The organism is Shinella sp. CPCC 101442, assembly GCF_024704725.1.
GTDB lineage: Bacteria > Pseudomonadota > Alphaproteobacteria > Rhizobiales > Rhizobiaceae > Shinella.
The window spans coordinates 295781-311717 of sequence record NZ_JALIQS010000005.1 but is presented as its reverse complement, the minus strand read 5'-3'; the positions used below and the strand labels follow the sequence as shown (position 1 = coordinate 311717).

17 protein-coding genes are annotated in these 15937 nt (G+C 62.5%); 8 read left to right on the top strand and 9 right to left on the bottom strand.

Going from position 1 to position 15937, the window contains the following annotated elements; translation table 11 throughout:
• Positions 1 to 79 precede the first annotated feature (79 nt).
• Positions 80 to 1504 (top strand): efflux transporter outer membrane subunit, encoded by a 1425-nt coding sequence (locus MUO32_RS20495; RefSeq protein WP_257950238.1) that lies wholly within the window; start codon positions 80 to 82, stop codon positions 1502 to 1504.
• Here the strand turns inward: MUO32_RS20495 and MUO32_RS20490 are convergent, their stop codons facing one another.
• Positions 1505 to 2179, bottom strand: a complete 675-nt coding sequence (locus tag MUO32_RS20490; RefSeq protein WP_257950237.1) for a GntR family transcriptional regulator — start codon at positions 2177 to 2179, stop codon at positions 1505 to 1507.
• A 131-nt stretch (positions 2180 to 2310) separates the two neighbouring features.
• On the opposite strand from MUO32_RS20490, the gene MUO32_RS20485 reads away from it, so the two are divergent.
• Positions 2311 to 3150, top strand: coding sequence for a fumarylacetoacetate hydrolase family protein (locus tag MUO32_RS20485; RefSeq protein WP_257950236.1), 840 nt, complete (start codon positions 2311 to 2313; stop codon positions 3148 to 3150).
• 54 nt (positions 3151 to 3204) lie between these two features.
• On the opposite strand, the gene MUO32_RS20480 is transcribed toward MUO32_RS20485, so the two are convergent.
• Both MUO32_RS20480 and MUO32_RS20475 read right to left on the bottom strand, forming a co-directional pair.
• Positions 3205 to 3366, bottom strand: coding sequence for a hypothetical protein (locus MUO32_RS20480; protein ID WP_244762228.1), 162 nt, complete (start codon positions 3364 to 3366; stop codon positions 3205 to 3207).
• A gap of 107 nt (positions 3367 to 3473) precedes the next feature.
• The gene (locus MUO32_RS20475; protein ID WP_257950235.1) at positions 3474 to 4097 is read right to left on the bottom strand and encodes a thermonuclease family protein; all 624 of its coding nucleotides are present in this window, start codon (positions 4095 to 4097) and stop codon (positions 3474 to 3476) included.
• 115 nt (positions 4098 to 4212) lie between these two features.
• On the opposite strand from MUO32_RS20475, the gene MUO32_RS20470 reads away from it, so the two are divergent.
• Genes MUO32_RS20470 through MUO32_RS20455 form a run of 4 tightly spaced genes read left to right on the top strand, consistent with a single transcriptional unit; the run spans position 4213 to position 7934 of the window.
• Entirely contained in the window at positions 4213 to 4680 is a 468-nt protein-coding gene (locus MUO32_RS20470; RefSeq protein ID WP_257950234.1) for a GtrA family protein, read from the top strand.
• On the top strand, positions 4677 to 5678 hold the full coding sequence (locus MUO32_RS20465; RefSeq protein WP_257950233.1) for a glycosyltransferase family 2 protein: 1002 nt from the start codon (positions 4677 to 4679) through the stop codon (positions 5676 to 5678). The genes MUO32_RS20470 and MUO32_RS20465 overlap by 4 nt, the downstream gene beginning before the upstream one ends.
• On the top strand, positions 5675 to 7186 hold the full coding sequence (locus MUO32_RS20460) for a glycosyltransferase family 39 protein (RefSeq protein WP_257950232.1): 1512 nt from the start codon (positions 5675 to 5677) through the stop codon (positions 7184 to 7186). The genes MUO32_RS20465 and MUO32_RS20460 overlap by 4 nt, the downstream gene beginning before the upstream one ends.
• Before the next feature lie 7 nt (positions 7187 to 7193).
• The gene (locus MUO32_RS20455) at positions 7194 to 7934 is read left to right on the top strand and encodes a ChbG/HpnK family deacetylase (protein WP_257950231.1); all 741 of its coding nucleotides are present in this window, start codon (positions 7194 to 7196) and stop codon (positions 7932 to 7934) included.
• Positions 7935 to 7993: 59 nt separating this feature from the next.
• On the opposite strand, the gene MUO32_RS20450 is transcribed toward MUO32_RS20455, so the two are convergent.
• The 5 genes from MUO32_RS20450 to MUO32_RS20430 form a co-directional block, all read right to left on the bottom strand.
• The gene (locus MUO32_RS20450; protein ID WP_257950230.1) at positions 7994 to 9109 is read right to left on the bottom strand and encodes a branched-chain amino acid ABC transporter substrate-binding protein; all 1116 of its coding nucleotides are present in this window, start codon (positions 9107 to 9109) and stop codon (positions 7994 to 7996) included.
• A gap of 386 nt (positions 9110 to 9495) precedes the next feature.
• Complete coding sequence (locus tag MUO32_RS20445) at positions 9496 to 10602, bottom strand: helix-turn-helix transcriptional regulator (protein WP_257950229.1); 1107 nt, start codon at positions 10600 to 10602, stop codon at positions 9496 to 9498.
• Positions 10603 to 10880: 278 nt separating this feature from the next.
• Positions 10881 to 11048, bottom strand: a complete 168-nt coding sequence (locus MUO32_RS20440; RefSeq protein WP_257950228.1) for a hypothetical protein — start codon at positions 11046 to 11048, stop codon at positions 10881 to 10883.
• 314 nt (positions 11049 to 11362) lie between these two features.
• Entirely contained in the window at positions 11363 to 12121 is a 759-nt protein-coding gene (locus MUO32_RS20435; RefSeq protein WP_257950227.1) for a hypothetical protein, read from the bottom strand.
• A 28-nt stretch (positions 12122 to 12149) separates the two neighbouring features.
• Positions 12150 to 12920, bottom strand: coding sequence for a hypothetical protein (locus tag MUO32_RS20430; RefSeq protein WP_257950226.1), 771 nt, complete (start codon positions 12918 to 12920; stop codon positions 12150 to 12152).
• Positions 12921 to 13261: 341 nt separating this feature from the next.
• On the opposite strand from MUO32_RS20430, the gene MUO32_RS20425 reads away from it, so the two are divergent.
• Together MUO32_RS20425 and MUO32_RS20420 are read left to right on the top strand one after the other, a co-directional pair.
• Positions 13262 to 13900 (top strand): TIGR02466 family protein, encoded by a 639-nt coding sequence (locus tag MUO32_RS20425; protein WP_257950225.1) that lies wholly within the window; start codon positions 13262 to 13264, stop codon positions 13898 to 13900.
• 399 nt (positions 13901 to 14299) lie between these two features.
• Positions 14300 to 14866, top strand: a complete 567-nt coding sequence (locus MUO32_RS20420) for an ABC transporter transmembrane domain-containing protein (RefSeq protein ID WP_257950224.1) — start codon at positions 14300 to 14302, stop codon at positions 14864 to 14866.
• A 254-nt stretch (positions 14867 to 15120) separates the two neighbouring features.
• Here the strand turns inward: MUO32_RS20420 and MUO32_RS20415 are convergent, their stop codons facing one another.
• Positions 15121 to 15933, bottom strand: a complete 813-nt coding sequence (locus tag MUO32_RS20415; RefSeq protein ID WP_257950223.1) for an ABC transporter ATP-binding protein — start codon at positions 15931 to 15933, stop codon at positions 15121 to 15123.
• Positions 15934 to 15937 lie beyond the last annotated feature (4 nt).

The following is a 15937-nucleotide window of genomic DNA, read 5'->3' as shown; positions in this document are numbered from 1 at the left end:
GTTCAAACATGAATAAAGAGTGAATCGCGAATATGTTCCGTTAAGTTTAGTAGGCCCCGATGGCCGGCAGGATAGACCCATGAATTTCACCAGGACACTTTTTCCTCTGAGCATGCTCCTCCTGTCAGGCTGTGTTGTCGGCCCCGACTACCAGAAGCCCGAGACCGCGCTTCCCGCGAAGTTCTCGGAAAGCAAGTCGGCAAGCGCCGACAATGTGACGCTCAATCCGTGGTGGGAATCCTTCCGCGACAAGCGCCTCAACGATCTCGTCCATCAGGGCATGAGCGAAAACCTGACCGTTCTGCAGGCATTGCAGCGCATCGAAGCGGCCGAGGCGAACGTCATCATCGCGGGCGCCGGCGCCTTGCCGAGCCTTGGCGCGTCGGCCAGTGGCAATGTGAGCGGCCAGGACGGCAGCTATCTGCGCCGCACCACGGGCAGCACGCATGCCGAATCGAAGTCTATCAGCGCCGGCCTCAGCGCGTCTTGGTTGATCGACTTCTTCGGCCAGTATCGCCGCCAGAAGGAAGCTGCGAACGCATCGCTCGACGCCGCTTACGACGATATCAACGTCGCACGCCTCGCCTACTTCTCCGATCTGGTGTCGAGCTACGTCAATGCGCGCTACTTCCAGGAGGCGCTGGCGCTCAACCGCAAGAACCTGGTGTCGCGCCGCGAGACGCTGAAACTCACCAACGAAATCAAGGAAGCCGGCGCGGCTTCCAGCCTTGACGTCCTGCAGTCCGAAGGCCTCGTCAACCAGACGCTCGCCAATCTGCCGGCGCTCGAAACCGGCTTCCACCAGGCGGCAAACCACATCGCGACCCTGCTCGGCGTGCCCGCCAGCACGATCACGTCCAGCCTGCTCAAGGGTTCCGCACAGCCGATGCCGCGTTACGCGACGCGCACCGGCGTTCCGGCCGATCTCATTCGCAACCGTCCGGACATCCGTGCAGCTGAACGCCGCCTGCAGGCCGCAACGGCGGCAATCGGCGTGGCGGAAGCCGATCTCTATCCGAGCATCGAACTCGGCGGTTCGATCGGCGCGGCGCGCAACTTCAATGCCCGGGTCGGCAGCCTTTCCAGCTGGTCCTTCGGCCCGTCGCTTTCGCTGCCGATCTTCAACGGCGGCGCACTCAAGGCGCAGGTCAAGATCGCCCGCTCGGACGCCGAGCAGCAGTATCTGACCTGGAAGTCCACGGTGCTGAACGCGGTCGAGGAAGTCGAGAACGCCCAGACGGCGCTGATTCGCGATTACCAGACGGTCGCCGCCCAGCGCAGGGTCGTCGATACCTTCGACCAGACCCTGGTCCTCGCCCGCGAAAGCTACCGCGGTGGCGCCAGCACCATCCTCGACGTGCTCGATGCCGAACGCAACGTCGCCGATGCCCGCCTGTCGCTTGCTTCGGCAATCCGCCAGCTCGCCCGCGACTACGTCTCGCTGAACGTTGCCATCGGCGGCGGATCCGCGATCGGCACGCCGGCAGTCGTCGCCACCAAGTAACTAGACTGCAAAAAACCCTTCGAGCGCTGCGGCCGTCAGGCCGTAGTGCTCGCGAAGGGCACTCGCCGCACCCTCGGCATCGCGCGCCAGCGCAAGCTCCACCAGCCGGCGATGCTCGCCGGCGACATCTCGCGCGCCGCCGCTCAGGCTGACGGACAGGCGCCGGTAGCGGTCGGCCCGCGAAAACAGCTTCTCGCAAATTTCCAGCAGGACCGGCGAACCGCAGGCGGAAACCAGCGCGGCATGGAAGGTCGCGTGCCGGGCCTCCCAGTCTTCACGCATCGCCGTCGGCATGTCGTCCCGCACCTGCGGGATGCGCGCCATCAGGTGGTGCGCGGCGACGAGCCTTGCCTCCCAATCCGCATCACCGTTCAGCACCGACAGCCTGACCGCCTCACCCTCGCAAAGCTGGCGCGTCGCCGTGACGTCGCGCAGTTCCGCCAGCGACAGCGGGGCGACACTGTAACCGCGGTGATCGTCGAGCACCGTGAACCCTTCTGCCGTCAATCGGGCCAGTGCTTCGCGCACCGGCGTGACGCTCATGTCGCAGAGCGCCTGGAGATCGGCAAAGCGCAGCCGGTCGCCCGGCTTGAAATCCCCCGCACCGATCGCCTGGCGGATCGCCTCGTAGGCGTCTCCCGCAAGCGTCCGGCTACCTGTACGCTTCTGCTGCATGTCGCCCCGCATTTTGTAAAATGGAGAAGATTTTCGAAAATCGTTGACTCCATGTAAAACCGGATAGAAGGTGCGTGCAACCGAAATCGGCCGAGCCGGCATCAAGGGCCGGCATTTGAATGGAGACGGACATGAAACTGGTGCGCTTTGGCGCGGCGGGCGCGGAAAAGCCCGGATTGATCGACGCGGATGGCAAGATCCGTGACCTCTCGGGCATCGTTGCGGATATTTCCGGCGATGTGCTCGGCCGCGCCGGCCAGGAGCGCCTGCGCGCGCTTGACCCGACGAGCCTGCCGCTTGCACCGGAAGGCAGCCGCTATGGTGCCTGCGTCGGCCGCGTCGGCAATTTCATCGCCGTCGGCCTCAACTATGCCGACCACGCCGCCGAAAGCGGCATGGCCGTTCCGGCCGAACCTGTGTTGTTCAACAAGGCCCCTTCCTGCATCGGTGGCCCCGATGACACGATCCTCATCCCGCGCGGCTCGGAAAAGACCGACTGGGAAGTGGAACTCGCCGTCGTCATCGGCGAACGTGCGTCCTATGTCTCCGAAGCAGACGCGCTGGATTATGTGGCGGGCTATTGCGTCTGCAACGACATTTCCGAGCGCGCCTACCAGATCGAGCGTGGCGGCCAGTGGACCAAGGGCAAGGGCTGCCCGACCTTCGGCCCGATCGGCCCCTGGCTGGTCACGACGGACGAGGTGGATACGGCCGACCTCGCCATGACGCTGAGCGTCAACGGCGAACTCGTGCAGAACGGCTCGTCGAGCACCATGGTCTTCAAGGTGCCCTTCCTCGTTCACTACATCTCGCAGTTCATGGTCCTGGAGCCCGGCGACGTCATCACCACGGGCACCCCGCCCGGCGTCGGCATGGGCATGAAGCCCCCGCGCTATCTGAAGCCCGGCGACCGCATGGAAGTTTCCATCACCGGCCTCGGCACCCAGCGCCAGGTCGTCGCGGCGGGTTAAGCAATAGCTGGAAAAGCGAGAGGGGCCTCAAGGGCCCCTCTTTCGTTTCAGCGATCAGTGGAAGGTCGCGGGCGACGCTTCGTCGTCGAGAATCCGGAAGGCTTCATCCAGTGCGGCCACCAGAATGTCCGTCAGTTGATCCGCGTCGTTTTCGAGGAGGAAGAGCGCGACCGTAGCATTGTCAGGATCGCTGTAGCGCTCGAGGTCGTTCGACATGTCATTGTCCCTTTTCAGCCGGCACCATCCCGGTTCACGGAAAGCTTAGGGAAGCAGGCTTGCGCATGGCTTGTGCCGGAAAGGAACAGCTTTCGCAAGAAAGAATGTCAGCCGCACCACGATTGATGGCGCCCCGTCCAGGGCCTGGCAAAGCCTTCCTGCACGAGCCTGTGGCCGATCGACTGGCCGTTGCGCAACACGAGATGCCGGCCTTCAACGTTCTTCGCAGCGACCAGCGACACATCGCCTTCGCTGAGGATTTCCCGCAGCCGAAGCTTTGCATCCCCACCGCGCGAGCGCTCCGCGTCGCACTTCGCCTCCGCGATCGCCGGCGCATCGATATCGGCAAGCCGCACCTTGCGCCCGGCATAAAGAATGGTGCTGCCATCGAGCACGCAATAATCGGTCTGCGTCGTACAGATGAACCACTTTCCGGAGAATGCCGGCAGTTTCTCCGCGGCCGGGAGCGCCATTTCTTCAAGCTGGGATGGCCGCTGCTTCGGCTTGACCTGCACCGTCTCCCGCTCGACCTTCTTTTCCTTGCGCTCGATGGAGGCCGTGCGAATACCGGTCGCCACCGGTTCCGGCCCCGGCCCGCGATAATCCATATAGGCGATCCCGCCGATCACGGCCGCGCTGAGCACATACCAAGGCGTCATGCCGCGCCGCGCCGCCGGCGAGGCCCGCTTCGCACCCGTCGTCTTCTTTCGCCCGGTCGTCTTCTTTGCCATAGCCGATCTCCTGGGCAGGACAGTGCGACGATCTCTTGAAGATATGGTTACCGAAACATCCTCACCGCATGTGACGTGCCGACCGTCCACAGGAGACCATGGCAATCCGCGACGAATGCTGTATGAACCCACGCATTGGCCGATCGCGCGCGCGACGGCGCCTTTTTCGCAGACGATGGCAGCAACTACGCCCTACATATCGCTTGCAAAGCGCTTTCTCACCTTCGGGGGCGGCTCGCTCATCGGGGCGGTGATCGACTATGCGGCGACCCTGCTCCTGATTTCCCTTCTTGGGGTTTCACCGAGCGTGGCGCTTGCTCTCTCCATGGCTGTCAGCGCCTCCGTGGTCTTTGCCTATCACGAGAAGATCACCTTTCCCGGCAGCAAGGCGGGCTGGCAACGGCGCTACATACGTTTCCTGCTGCTCGCCGTCGTGGTCTTCGCGCTGCGTGCCCTCCTGCTGCATGTACTCGTCCTTGCCGGCGTTCCGGTTCCCATCGCCCTTGCCATCGTCATCGTCATCGTGTCGGTGTTCAATTTCGCCGTCTCCTCCATGCTAATCTTCCTGAAGGGAAGCGAATGAGCACCATCGCGATCGTCGTGCCCATCTACAATGAGGCGGAAAACCTTGTCGCACTCGTCGGAAGGCTGAACCTTATCGCCGCGCGCCTGTCGGACGAACACGGCGTGACGACCTCCTACGTCTTCATCGATGACGGCAGCCGCGACGGCAGCTTCGACCTGCTCGCACGCACCGACTTCCAGGGCCGCACCGTACGCCTGCTGCAATTCTCCCGGAACTTCGGCAAGGAGGCCGCCCTGTCGGCCGGCATCGAAGCGGCGCTCGATGTCGATGCCGTCGTGATGATGGACGCAGACCTGCAGCATCCGCCGGAACTGGTCCTCGATCTCGTCCGCATCTGGCGCGCCGAGGGCATCGACAGCGTCTATGCCTATAAGGAAGACCGCCGCGCCTCGGAAGGCTGGCTGAAATCCGCGCTCACCGGCGGCTTCTACTGGATCATCAACCGCGGCACGCGCTTCGACATCACACAGAATGCCGGCGACTTTCGGCTGATCAACCGCCGCTTCGCCGACGCGCTGCGGCGCCTGCCGGAAAGCGAACGCTTCATGAAGGGCCTCTACGGCTGGGTCGGCTTCCAGCAGCGCGGCATTCCGATGACGCCGCCGCCGCGCCAGCACGGCGTTTCCAGCTTCAATGCCTGGCGCCTCGTGGCCCTGTCCTTCGATGCGATGACCAGCTTCACCACGGCACCGCTCAGGCTCATGGGGTTGGCCGGTCTTTTCGTCGCCGGCCTCAGCGCGCTCTATGGCCTCTACATCGTCATCGAACGGCTCTTCTTCATGTCCGGTGGTATCGGCATTTCCTCCGTGCTCGCACTCGTTTCCTTCTTCGGCGGCATCCAGATGATCTTCCTCGGCCTTCTCGGGGAATATATCGGCAAGACCGTCCTCGAAGCCAAGCGCCGTCCCGCCTACCTTCTGGCCCAGGACGTCACGCTCGATGCACACACACAGATCGCCGACGACAAGGCGAAGGACAATCAGGCTTCCCCATGACCGCAGGCAAAGACGCATTCTTCACGAAGACCACGCCCTTCATCCTGATCCACGCGCTGGTGTGGTGGCTGATGACGATCGCCGCCAAGACCGTGCTCGACGGCTATGGCGACATGGCGGAGGTCTATGCCTGGTCGCAGCACTGGCTGCTCGGATCCGACAAACATCCGCAGTTCCTGCCCTGGATGGCAAAGCTCTGGTTCATGGTCGCGCCGCAGAGCGTTGCGTCCTTCTACCTGCTCTCGGCCGTCAACCTTGCCGTTGCGCTGTTCGGTATTCGCGCGCTGGCACGGGCCTTGAAGTTCGAGGAACGGCATACCGCCGTCGCGCTTGCCCTGTGCGCCCTGGCGCTGCCCTACCTGACGCTCACCAGCAAGCTCAACATGAACTCCATCTGCCTTGCGACATGGCCGTGGGCCGCCTGGGCCTTCGTTCGCGCAACGGCCCCGGAATCTGCCCGCAAGAACTTCTATGCCGTGCTGTTCGGCGCTCTTGCCGCCCTGTCGATCCTTGGCAAATATTATTCGGTCGTGGTGCTCATCCCGCTTTTCGCCAGCACGTTGACGCCGGCAAGGCGGCACCTCTGGCTGACGGCCGTCCCGTGGGTCGCTTTTGTCACCTTTCTTCTGGTCCTCTCGCCGCATCTGTACTGGCTTGCCCAGCACCATGAAGCCATTGCCTATGCGGGCGAACAGGGCGGCAGCGGGGGGCTGAAAGAGGCCCTGTACTACATCGCGAAATTCGCGGTCTCGCCGTTCTTCTACTGGCCGATACCGCTTATCCTGGCGGCCCTCTTCCTCGTCACCGGCTCGCCGCTGCGACGCCTCGGCAAACTGCTGAAACGCCCCGCCGGAGACAGCATGCTGTCGTTCGTCGCCATCGGCCCGTGGCTCACCACGCTCGGCTTCGCCGTGGCGGGTCTTGCGGTTCTCTCCACCCCCTGGGCGATCCCGATCGGCTTTGCCTTCACGCTCTACCTCGTGCGCAATGCGGATCGGCCGGCACTGGATGTGAACGGCCCCAAGATCGTCGCCGCCTTCCGCTTCATCTGGCCGCTCATGATCATCGGCGGCATCGTGTCCGGCGTCATGGCAAGCACAAAGGGCAATGTGGAACAGTACACGCCGTGGGAGGAAAGCGCCCGCGCCATCGGCGAGACCTGGAAGGGTGAATACACGCAGCCGCTGCGGTGGATCGCAAAAGGCAACGATGCGGCAACACTTGCTTTCCTTTCTCCGGAAAGGATCGAGGCCCTGCCCGCACTGCCCGGCCGCCTGCCCGGCTACTATCCGCCGCGCGCCGACTGGAAGAGCGAAGCCGGCGTCATCGTCTGCTCCCTGGCCCTGCCGGGCAAGGTCAAGACGGCCTGCATGACCGAGGCAACCGCCTGGGCGGCAGAAAACGGGTTCAAGGCCGAATCGAAGATTCTTACGCTGCACCGCTCCGGGTTCCGCTTCCCCAAACAGATCGATTTCGAACTGGCGCTCGTCTATATCTGGCCGGAGTGAGGACAGGATGCTGATCGCCGACGATTTCGGTCTTGGCCGGGAGCACGATAAGGTCATCCTTGATCTCATCGAGCACCACCGGCTGGACGGTACATCGGTGATGATCGACGGCGATATCGCGGCGGCCGACATGGACCGCCTCCGCCTGTTGCGCAGCCGTGGCGCACGGGTAGGGCTTCACCTCAACGTGACGCACGACTTTTCCGAGAAGGCCAATCATCGCAGCGTCGGACGCCTGTTGCTCGCTTGCTTCTCGGGGAACCTGCCGGACGACATTCGCGGCGAATTCCAGCGACAGGCGGAGAAATTCCAGGCGAGCTTCGGCTTCCTGCCCGACTACTATGACGGACATCAGCACTGCCATTGCCTGCCCGGTCTTGACGCGCTTGCCGCTCGCCTGCCGCACGACGCCAAGACCTGGATCCGAGTTCCCCTGCCCGCGACCTTCGCCGGCCTCGTCCTGAACCTTCGCGCGGGCGGCCAGAAGGTGCTGTTGATCGCCGCCCTTGCCGCCCTCGCAAGGCGAACCTTCCGCAAGGCGGGCTGGGCGACGAACCGTGATTTCTCGGGTTTCCTGCGCCTCGACCGCCCCGATCAGGTGGCCCGCTGGCTCACGCGCCTGCTGGCCGCAGCACCTACTGACGGCGTAACGATGGTACATCCCGGCTCCGCAACGGACCCGGTCCAATGCCCCGGCCACGTCGCCGAAAGCCGTCGGATCGAGGCGTCTATTCTTTCTTCCATGTGAAAAGGCCTGGCTTCCATATGAAAAGGCCCGGCACTTGGCCGGGCCTTCCAGTTGGCGCCTTACTGCGCGATCGGCGCGTAGTTGCCGTTGGTCCAGCGGTTGATGTCGTAGCTAGCGTCCTTCAGGTCGCCCTTCTCGTCGAAAGTGACGGTACCGACGACGGTGTCGATCGGCTGGCCGTTCTTCAACGCCTTGGCGACCTCGGTCGGATCATCAGAACCGGCACGCTCGATACCCTGCGCGAAGGCCTGGATCACGGCGTAGGAGAAGAGCGTGAATCCTTCAGGCTTGAAGCCGCCGGCCTGGATCTTCGCGACGGCTTCCTTCGCCTCCGGCTTTGCCTGCGGATCGGACGGGAAGACGAACATCGTGCCTTCGCCGGCCGGGCCTGCGACCTGCCAGAATTCCGGCGAGGCGATGGAGTCGGGCATGATCAGCTGGAACTGGTAGGCCTGCTCGGCGGCCTGGCGCAGGATGAGGCCTGCCTCCGGGTGATAACCGCCGAAATAGACGACATCGACCTTGGCGTCCTTCAGCTTCGTCACGAGCGCGTTGTAGTCCTTTTCGCCGGCATTGATGCCTTCGGCCAAGACTTCCTTGAGACCGTTTGCGTTCATCGTGGCGCGCACGGCATCCGCCACGCCCTGGCCGTAGGCCGTCTTGTCATGCAGCACGGCGACATTCTTGCCGGCATATTGCTTGGCGATCCATGGACCGATGAAGGCGCCCTGCGCATCGTCGCGGGTGTAGAGGCGCATGATGTTCGTCCAGCCCTTGGCGGCAGCATCGTCCGTCATGACCGGGTTCGACGAGGCCGGGCTCATCATCAACGTGCCGTTTTCGGCATAGACAGCCGAGGCCGGGATGCTCGAGCCCGAGCAGGCATGACCGTCAACGAACTGGATGCCGGCTGCGGCAATGCGGTTGGCGACCGAAACGGCCTGCTTCGGATCGCACTGGTCGTCCTCGAACTGCAGCTTGATCTGGCGGCCCAATACGCCGCCCTTGGCGTTGATGGCATCGGCGGCGGCCTGCGCGCCCTGCTTGAACTGGTCGCCGATCGTCGCGAGCGGACCGGTGAGCGGACCGGCGACCGCGAAAGTCAGGTCTTCGGCGCGCGCAGCGGTGCCCATGAGCAGGCCAAGCGCCGTGCCGAGGATCAGAATTTTTCTCATTGTCTCAACTCCCTTTTTGCCCGCATCCGTGCGGGCTTCTCCCAAAATGAAATTCCTACCCTTGCAAAAAGAGTGGCGGACATTCGAAGCACTCCCGGAGGGAAGGAGCAAGCCCCCTATCCACATGAATCCGCAGGGTTTCGATATCGGTTTGCCGAGACGCCGCCAAACGGCACGGCCGCGCAAGGTCCAGGATTGTCGGGATCGATCGGGGTTGCCCGCGCCGAAAGATCGCGCCCCTTCGCCCCAGGCTTCGAATAGCCGTTGAAGAGCGCCGCACCCGAGGTGCGGCCTGTGCTTCCGTCTGGATTTTCCGCTCCGGCGCACCGGCGCCGTAATAGAGGTGCACGGTCGGCATGAACCGACAGAAGAATCGGGAAGCGGCGTTAGCGGGCGGCGGGGGCGCCGTTTACAACCATGACAAGCTGCGCCTGCCTGTTCACCCCGACCTTGTCGAAGATGCGTGACAAATGCGTACGTGCCGTGTTGGCTGAAATGCCGCAGCGCTTGGCGGCAGCGGCCCTTCCGTCGCATTCGAGCATCTCCACCGTCAGCCGGGCTTCCGCTTGTGTCAGACCGAAGGCAAGCCGAAGATTTTGAATGCGCACCGCGGCTTCGTCGATCTCCTCATCGACCAGAACCAGCACTCGCACACCCGGAACCGGGATCGCCGGCACGTTGCCCGTGCAGGGGGCAATGCAGACCTTGTAGGTTCGACCATACCCGGTCACGGTTGTCGTTTCCAGATGCGCCACCGTGCCCGCCGAGCCAGCCAGTGAGCGGCGCACCGTATATTCAAGCGCCGCCTGCCGTCGCGGATTTGCAAGGCACAATCGGCCCGCTCGCACGGTAAAGGGCATGCCGGCCTGGAGCATTTCTTCACCCGTCCGGTTTGCAAAGATGAGCCCTCCATCCGCGCCCACGCCGAATGCAGCCATGCGCGACGCCTTGCCGGCGTGGCTTTCGACCCAGAAGTCGAAGTCCAGCTTTCGAAGCTTCGTGCCGATTTCGATCGATCGGGCGACATGGGGCACGAGCTGCTCGAAACGTCTACGGACCTCGGACGCAAACTCGTCATGCCGAACGGAGGCCTGGAGGATAAGGCAGCAATGGCTTCTACCGTCGTTGATGATATTGGCGGCAAGCCGTTCGGCGCCAAGTCCCGTGCGCCGCCAGTATTCATTGTGGAACGCGCTCGCGAAATAGGCCTCGCGACCGCAGTCATCGAGGCTCCTCACCACGCCCACTCTCGTGCGTGTGTCGATGATCGGATTGAGGCTCCACCAATGCTGGCGGTATTCCGACACGATCGTCGGATCGGCGCGCGGAGTGACGACACCGGAAAAGCCGCATTGCCGATAGTCATAAACGAGGGCCGAATTCGCTCCCCCGCAGAAATCGGCGATCTTGCATAGAACACCGTTCCAGGGATCAGGATCGAGCGCGGTCTCGTAGATCGCCGTCAGGACCGAATCAAACGAAGGCAAGCTCATCACACCCTCCGTCCCAAGAGAAATCACGAGGACCGGCGGGGTCTCCTCTCCGCCGGCAGCCATCTGGAAAACAGAGACGCAGCCTGTTCTGTCTTTCTAACGGGCGGGGCAGCCAATCCATTCGCGACAAACCGCGAACGGCGCGGAATTGGTAAAGCAGACCCTAAAAAAGCCACTGACCGCCGCCCCGTTTGCTCCATTTCGCGGAAAAGCCCGGAGGACTAGGCTTTCCCTGTTTTTTGGTCGCCGTCGCTCCGGGCAACGATGCCGGAGCAACCTTAGGGCTGGCGCATCACGTCTCCTTGCGTTTCGTCGCCTTCGTGGCCGTCATTGGAGATCGGCTGCAGGGCGAAGCTGACATTGCTGTACAGGTCGTCGCCGCCGGCGCGCCAGAATTCGGCAAGGTCCAGCAGGGACGCCGTCGTCTCGGCGATGCCACTACTCATGGCGGATTCCACCATTGCGCTGCTCGCGAAAATTGCAGACATCGGAGCTGTCCTGAATAGATCGTCCGAGCGCAATCATTCCGCCGTCGCGTTGCTTCATTGTGCTTGAAGTTTCGGCTGATCTAATTGGGCCTGCCCATAGGACCCGGCGGAACCACTTTGATAGCGCCAGCTTCCGAACACATGTTCCTGTCTGAAACGGGGTGGCCGAAGCCAATGAGAATCTGGGCAGCCTGTTCCTTCCTCGCACGACCGGCCCGATACGGAACCGGTGGTCTCTTCCGATTAGGCGATCCTGCTAAACGCAATATTCCTCAATAACCAAGTGCGGTCATCAGGCCGTCCAGATCTTCCTTGCCTTCAAAAAGCCACCACACCTCGTCGGGGGACAGGTTTTTCTTCGCTTCGCGCGCTAGAAGGCGGGCGATCGGGTAGTTCCATTCATAATTGTATTTGGCCATAGGCTCATGCAAGGCGAGCTTCAGCGCGGCCGCATAGTGATGACAATAGACATATTCGTCCCGTCGCCAGACCAGCACCGCGGCCGTGTATTCGGAGTGGCTGAAGGTCTCGAGATACTGCAGAAGCGCGGCTTCTCCGACGAAGGCGCAAATCTCGCGCGTGACCGGCGGTGTGAAGATGCCACCGCTGGCGATGAACTGCAGGGCATGGGCAAATTCGTGCGCGATCGCCATCTGGCTGGCCGCACCGCCATCGAAGGAAAAATAGACGGTCGGAAAACCGTCGCCGCCGTCGGCGACGGTCATCGCCCGCGGCGCGCGGATATCGCCGGCCGCCCTCACCTTGTGCGTCCCGGTATAGGCCCGTGAGATACTGTCGGCCCGCTCCGGAAAATAATCGAGCATCGCGGCAAGCGCCCGTTGCCATGCGCCATTCGGATCAAGCGGCCCCGGCCAGTTTGCCGTCGGCGAAAAGGACAGATTGTCCATGGCATCATCCTCGACGGCACGCAGGAGCGCACAGCATCTCGGTTCGCTCAAGCCGTGAAGGTCGAGCCATTCGCCGAGATTGTTCGAGGTCTTTCTGTCGAAATTCTCATCCACGACGATCATGTTCGACGTCCCTGCCCTCCTTTGGGCGTCAGGAATGGTCGCCCGGACACGGGCGAAGGTCCTGTGCTTCAGATGTCAAAGGCTGCTCCCTGGGAAACAACTTCGCGATGTAAGCGAGCCGATTGGGCACGGCCTCACGCACCGTCTGCGTATCGACGGGAGGAAACCGTTCCGGATGATGCAGAAGGGCGAAGGCGAAAAGCGCCGTCTCCGCCAGATCCTCGCGGTCCGGCGTCGCCTGGGCATAGGACGTCAGGAATCCACCATCCCGACGCTGCGCCTCCTGCCAGGCGGCAGCCATCCGGTGCTCGTCATCGAGTGTCGCATGGACGGCCTCGTGAAAGAGCGATTCCTCCAGATGCGCCTGCGCGATCCGGCGGGTGGTCCGCTCCGCATAGACGACGATCTGGCCCTTTCCCGCATGAAACCCCTCGTTTCCGCCATGGATACTGAACCGGCCGATGCCTGCCCGCAGCAGCGAGGGCAAGCGTCCGAGGGGAACGGCATGGCGCATCGCTTCCGCGCGCGCCCTGTCGACCGTCGCAAATTCCGGATTGACGGCGATCTCTATCGATGCCCCGTCGGAATAGTCCGCAGTGAACAGAAACGCCTCGACGACCGGTTCGCCATTCACCCGCTTGTCCCAGATCTGACGGGCGCCGCGGCCGATATCGGTCAGGCACCGGAAGCTGGTCGGATCGTCCGCCTCGATGAGGTCGAAGACGGTATCGGCCGTGCTGTCATAGGGGGGCGTGCCGCTACCCGCGGCCGGGCACGCGCTGGCGCCCAAAAGCAGCAAAGCCGCTCCGCAGATACGCGTTTTTTGGCAAAACAGGCCCATGAACCGATCCTATCCCGAGGGCATCCTCCGCAAGAGCGCGGCGCGGTCCTGCATATGGAAAATGCGCCAATTCCCTCTGACCGCCGGAATACCGCAGTCATCTGACCGGGAAATCTAAATGATGATTTCCTAATCCGCATCACACAAACGTCGCACGAAGACGACGATTCTTGCGCGTATGACAAACAGGCCGACCGACAGCTGATGCGTGGCGTGCGAGCCGTCTGCGGCCACTGGGACAGACCGGCGGGTAGAGGAAACGGCACCCCATCGAATTGCGCGTAAGGACGATGAACGAAATGGTGAACATCAGCCGAACCGACTATTTTCCCACGATGGTCTATCAGTTCGACCTTCCCAATCCCGACGGTCTCAATGCGTCTCTGATCGACCTCATCTACCGGGAGCGCGAGGCCGACAAACTCGGCATCACGAAATCGAACACGGCCGAACTGGGAAGCTGGCACAGCAACACGAACCTGCACAAATCCGAGGATTACAGCGCCATCCTGTCACATATCCATGAGGTCGGCGGGCATATTTCCAATGAGCTCGGCTATGCCCGTGATCATGAACTGATCGTCACCGCCATGTGGTCGATCATCAATCCGCCCGGCAACGGCAACCGCATGCATGTTCATCCGGGCGCGATCTGGAGCGGAGTCTACTATGTCCAGACGCCGGAAGCCTCGGGCGACATCGAGTTCGTCGATCCGCGCACCGCGCTTTTGATGAACCAGCCGAAATACCTGCCCAAGAGGAAACGCCCGCGGAATTGCTGGACCAAGATCAACTACAAGCCGGTGGCTGGCAGGATGCTGTTCTTCCCGAGCTGGCTCTACCATGGCGTCGATTCCAACATGGCGACAGCGCCCGGCCGCAATGCCGACCGGGTCATCATCTCCTTCAACATCAACCAGGTGAAGAAGAAGAAGTAGGCAGGCCCGCGGGTTGAAGGCGAACTGCCTTCGCCCGGGATGGCCGCATTGGCGAAGAAGGATCGGGAATGTGGCCGGCAGGCGTTGCGCTTACGGCCATTCTTCCCGCGGGTCAGCTCATGTCCACTGCTCCAAGCCGTACGATACTGCGTCAGGCGATGCACAGGGTTCGTTACATCTTCCTGTTCTCCCTTGCCTTCAGCTTCCTCTACAACGTCCTGCGGCTGACGGGGCCGCTCTTCATGATCCTCGTCTATGATCGCGGTCTGGCGTCACGGGCCGCGGAAACGCTCATCGCCCTCTTCGTGCTGGTCGCAGCGCTCCTGGTGTTGATGGCACTGATCGACTACTCCCGTCGGCGGATCATGGCGCGGTTTGGCGCGCTGTTCCAGGAAGCTGGTGGAAACCGGGATTTTCCAGGCACGCAACCGCAACGCCGATCTGACAGGTACGGGATCAAAACCCGCGCAGGAACTCAACAAACTCGACCGGCTGCGGGCGTTCTTTCATTCCGGTTCGCTCATCGCGATCCTCGACATCATCCGGTCGCCCATTTTCCTCGTGCCGATTTTCATCCTGCATGCCACCCTCGGCTGGATCGTCGTCGACGGGCTTCTGGTCATCCTCGCCATTGCCGTTCTGCGCCAGCACTTCACAAGGGAATATGACGCGCGCGCCACACAGGTGAGCGACGCCATCGGCACGTTGAAGGACCAGATCGGCGGGTCGAGAAGCGTCATCCGGGTGCATGAAATGACGCCCGCCTTCATCGACCGCTGGCTGGCGGCACGCAAGGATTCCCGCGACCGGGCGATCGAGCTGAAGGACTGGGACGCCTGGTTCGAGATCGTCTCGAAGCATCTTGCGATGCTGCTACAATACGCCCTCCTGGCCGCAGGCGCCTACTTAGCCATCAAGGGCGATCTTTCGATCGGCACGATGGAGCCGGCGTATCGATCCTGCTAGACGCCCTCCCCCTCAGTCGTCGCCTCGCAGTCCTACCGCCGCTCCCAAGCAGCGACAACCGCTAGGATCCACCCGTCGTCAGACCTGCTTGCGCAGCGGCCGGAACATTGGCCAGATCCAGTTCGGCGATCGGCCCGTGCTCACGACTTTGCGCTACATCCGGCTGCCCATGATTTCGAGGGGTATCATCGGCATGCGCAGAAACGCACCTTTGAGGAGCGCGATATTGGCTGAATTGACCACATCAACCGTTATCACGCTTTTCCCCGTTTGAGGGGATGACGAGTTCTCGGCACGACCATCGGCGTGCCTGATATGGGATCATCGATGACGATACATTTGAGCCCGAAGACGTCGCGGATCACCTGTTCGGTGACGATGCACTGTGGCTTGCCTTCGGCAACAATGCATCCGTCCTTCATGGCGATAAGGTGGGAAGCGTAGCGGCAGGCATGGTTGAGGTCGTGCAGGACGGCAACGATGGTGCGGCCTTCCTGGTTCAGATCAGAGAGAAGATCGAGCATCTCGATCTGGTGCGCGATGTCGAGATAGGTGGTGGGCTCGTCCAAGAGAAGGATCGGCGTTTCCTGTGCCAGCACCATGGCGATCCACACCCGTTGGCGCTGGCCGCCAGAGAGTTCGGATACGAGACGGGCAGAAAGGTTGATCACGTCGGTCGCCTCCATCGCAGCCGCGACGGCTCTCTCGTCGGCCTTCGACCACCGCCTAAGAAACGATTGATGCGGATAACGCCCGCGGGCGACGAGGTCGGCAACGGTAATGCCCTCGGGGGCGATAGCGCTCTGCGGCAGGAGACCGAGCCTGCGGGCAACCTCCCTCGCCGACAGCATGCCGATCGCCTTGCCGTCGAGGATGACCTCGCCGGTGGATGGCTGGATCAGCCGCGACAACGCCCTCAACAGGGTGGACTTACCGCAGGCGTTCGGCCCGACGATGACAGTGAAGGAACCGTCGGGAATCACGACGGAGAGGCCCTGCGAGATCGTGTGCTCGTCGTAGCGGAGCGTCAGGTTCCTGGCCTGGAGGCGATCTGAACAACCGCTCATTGGG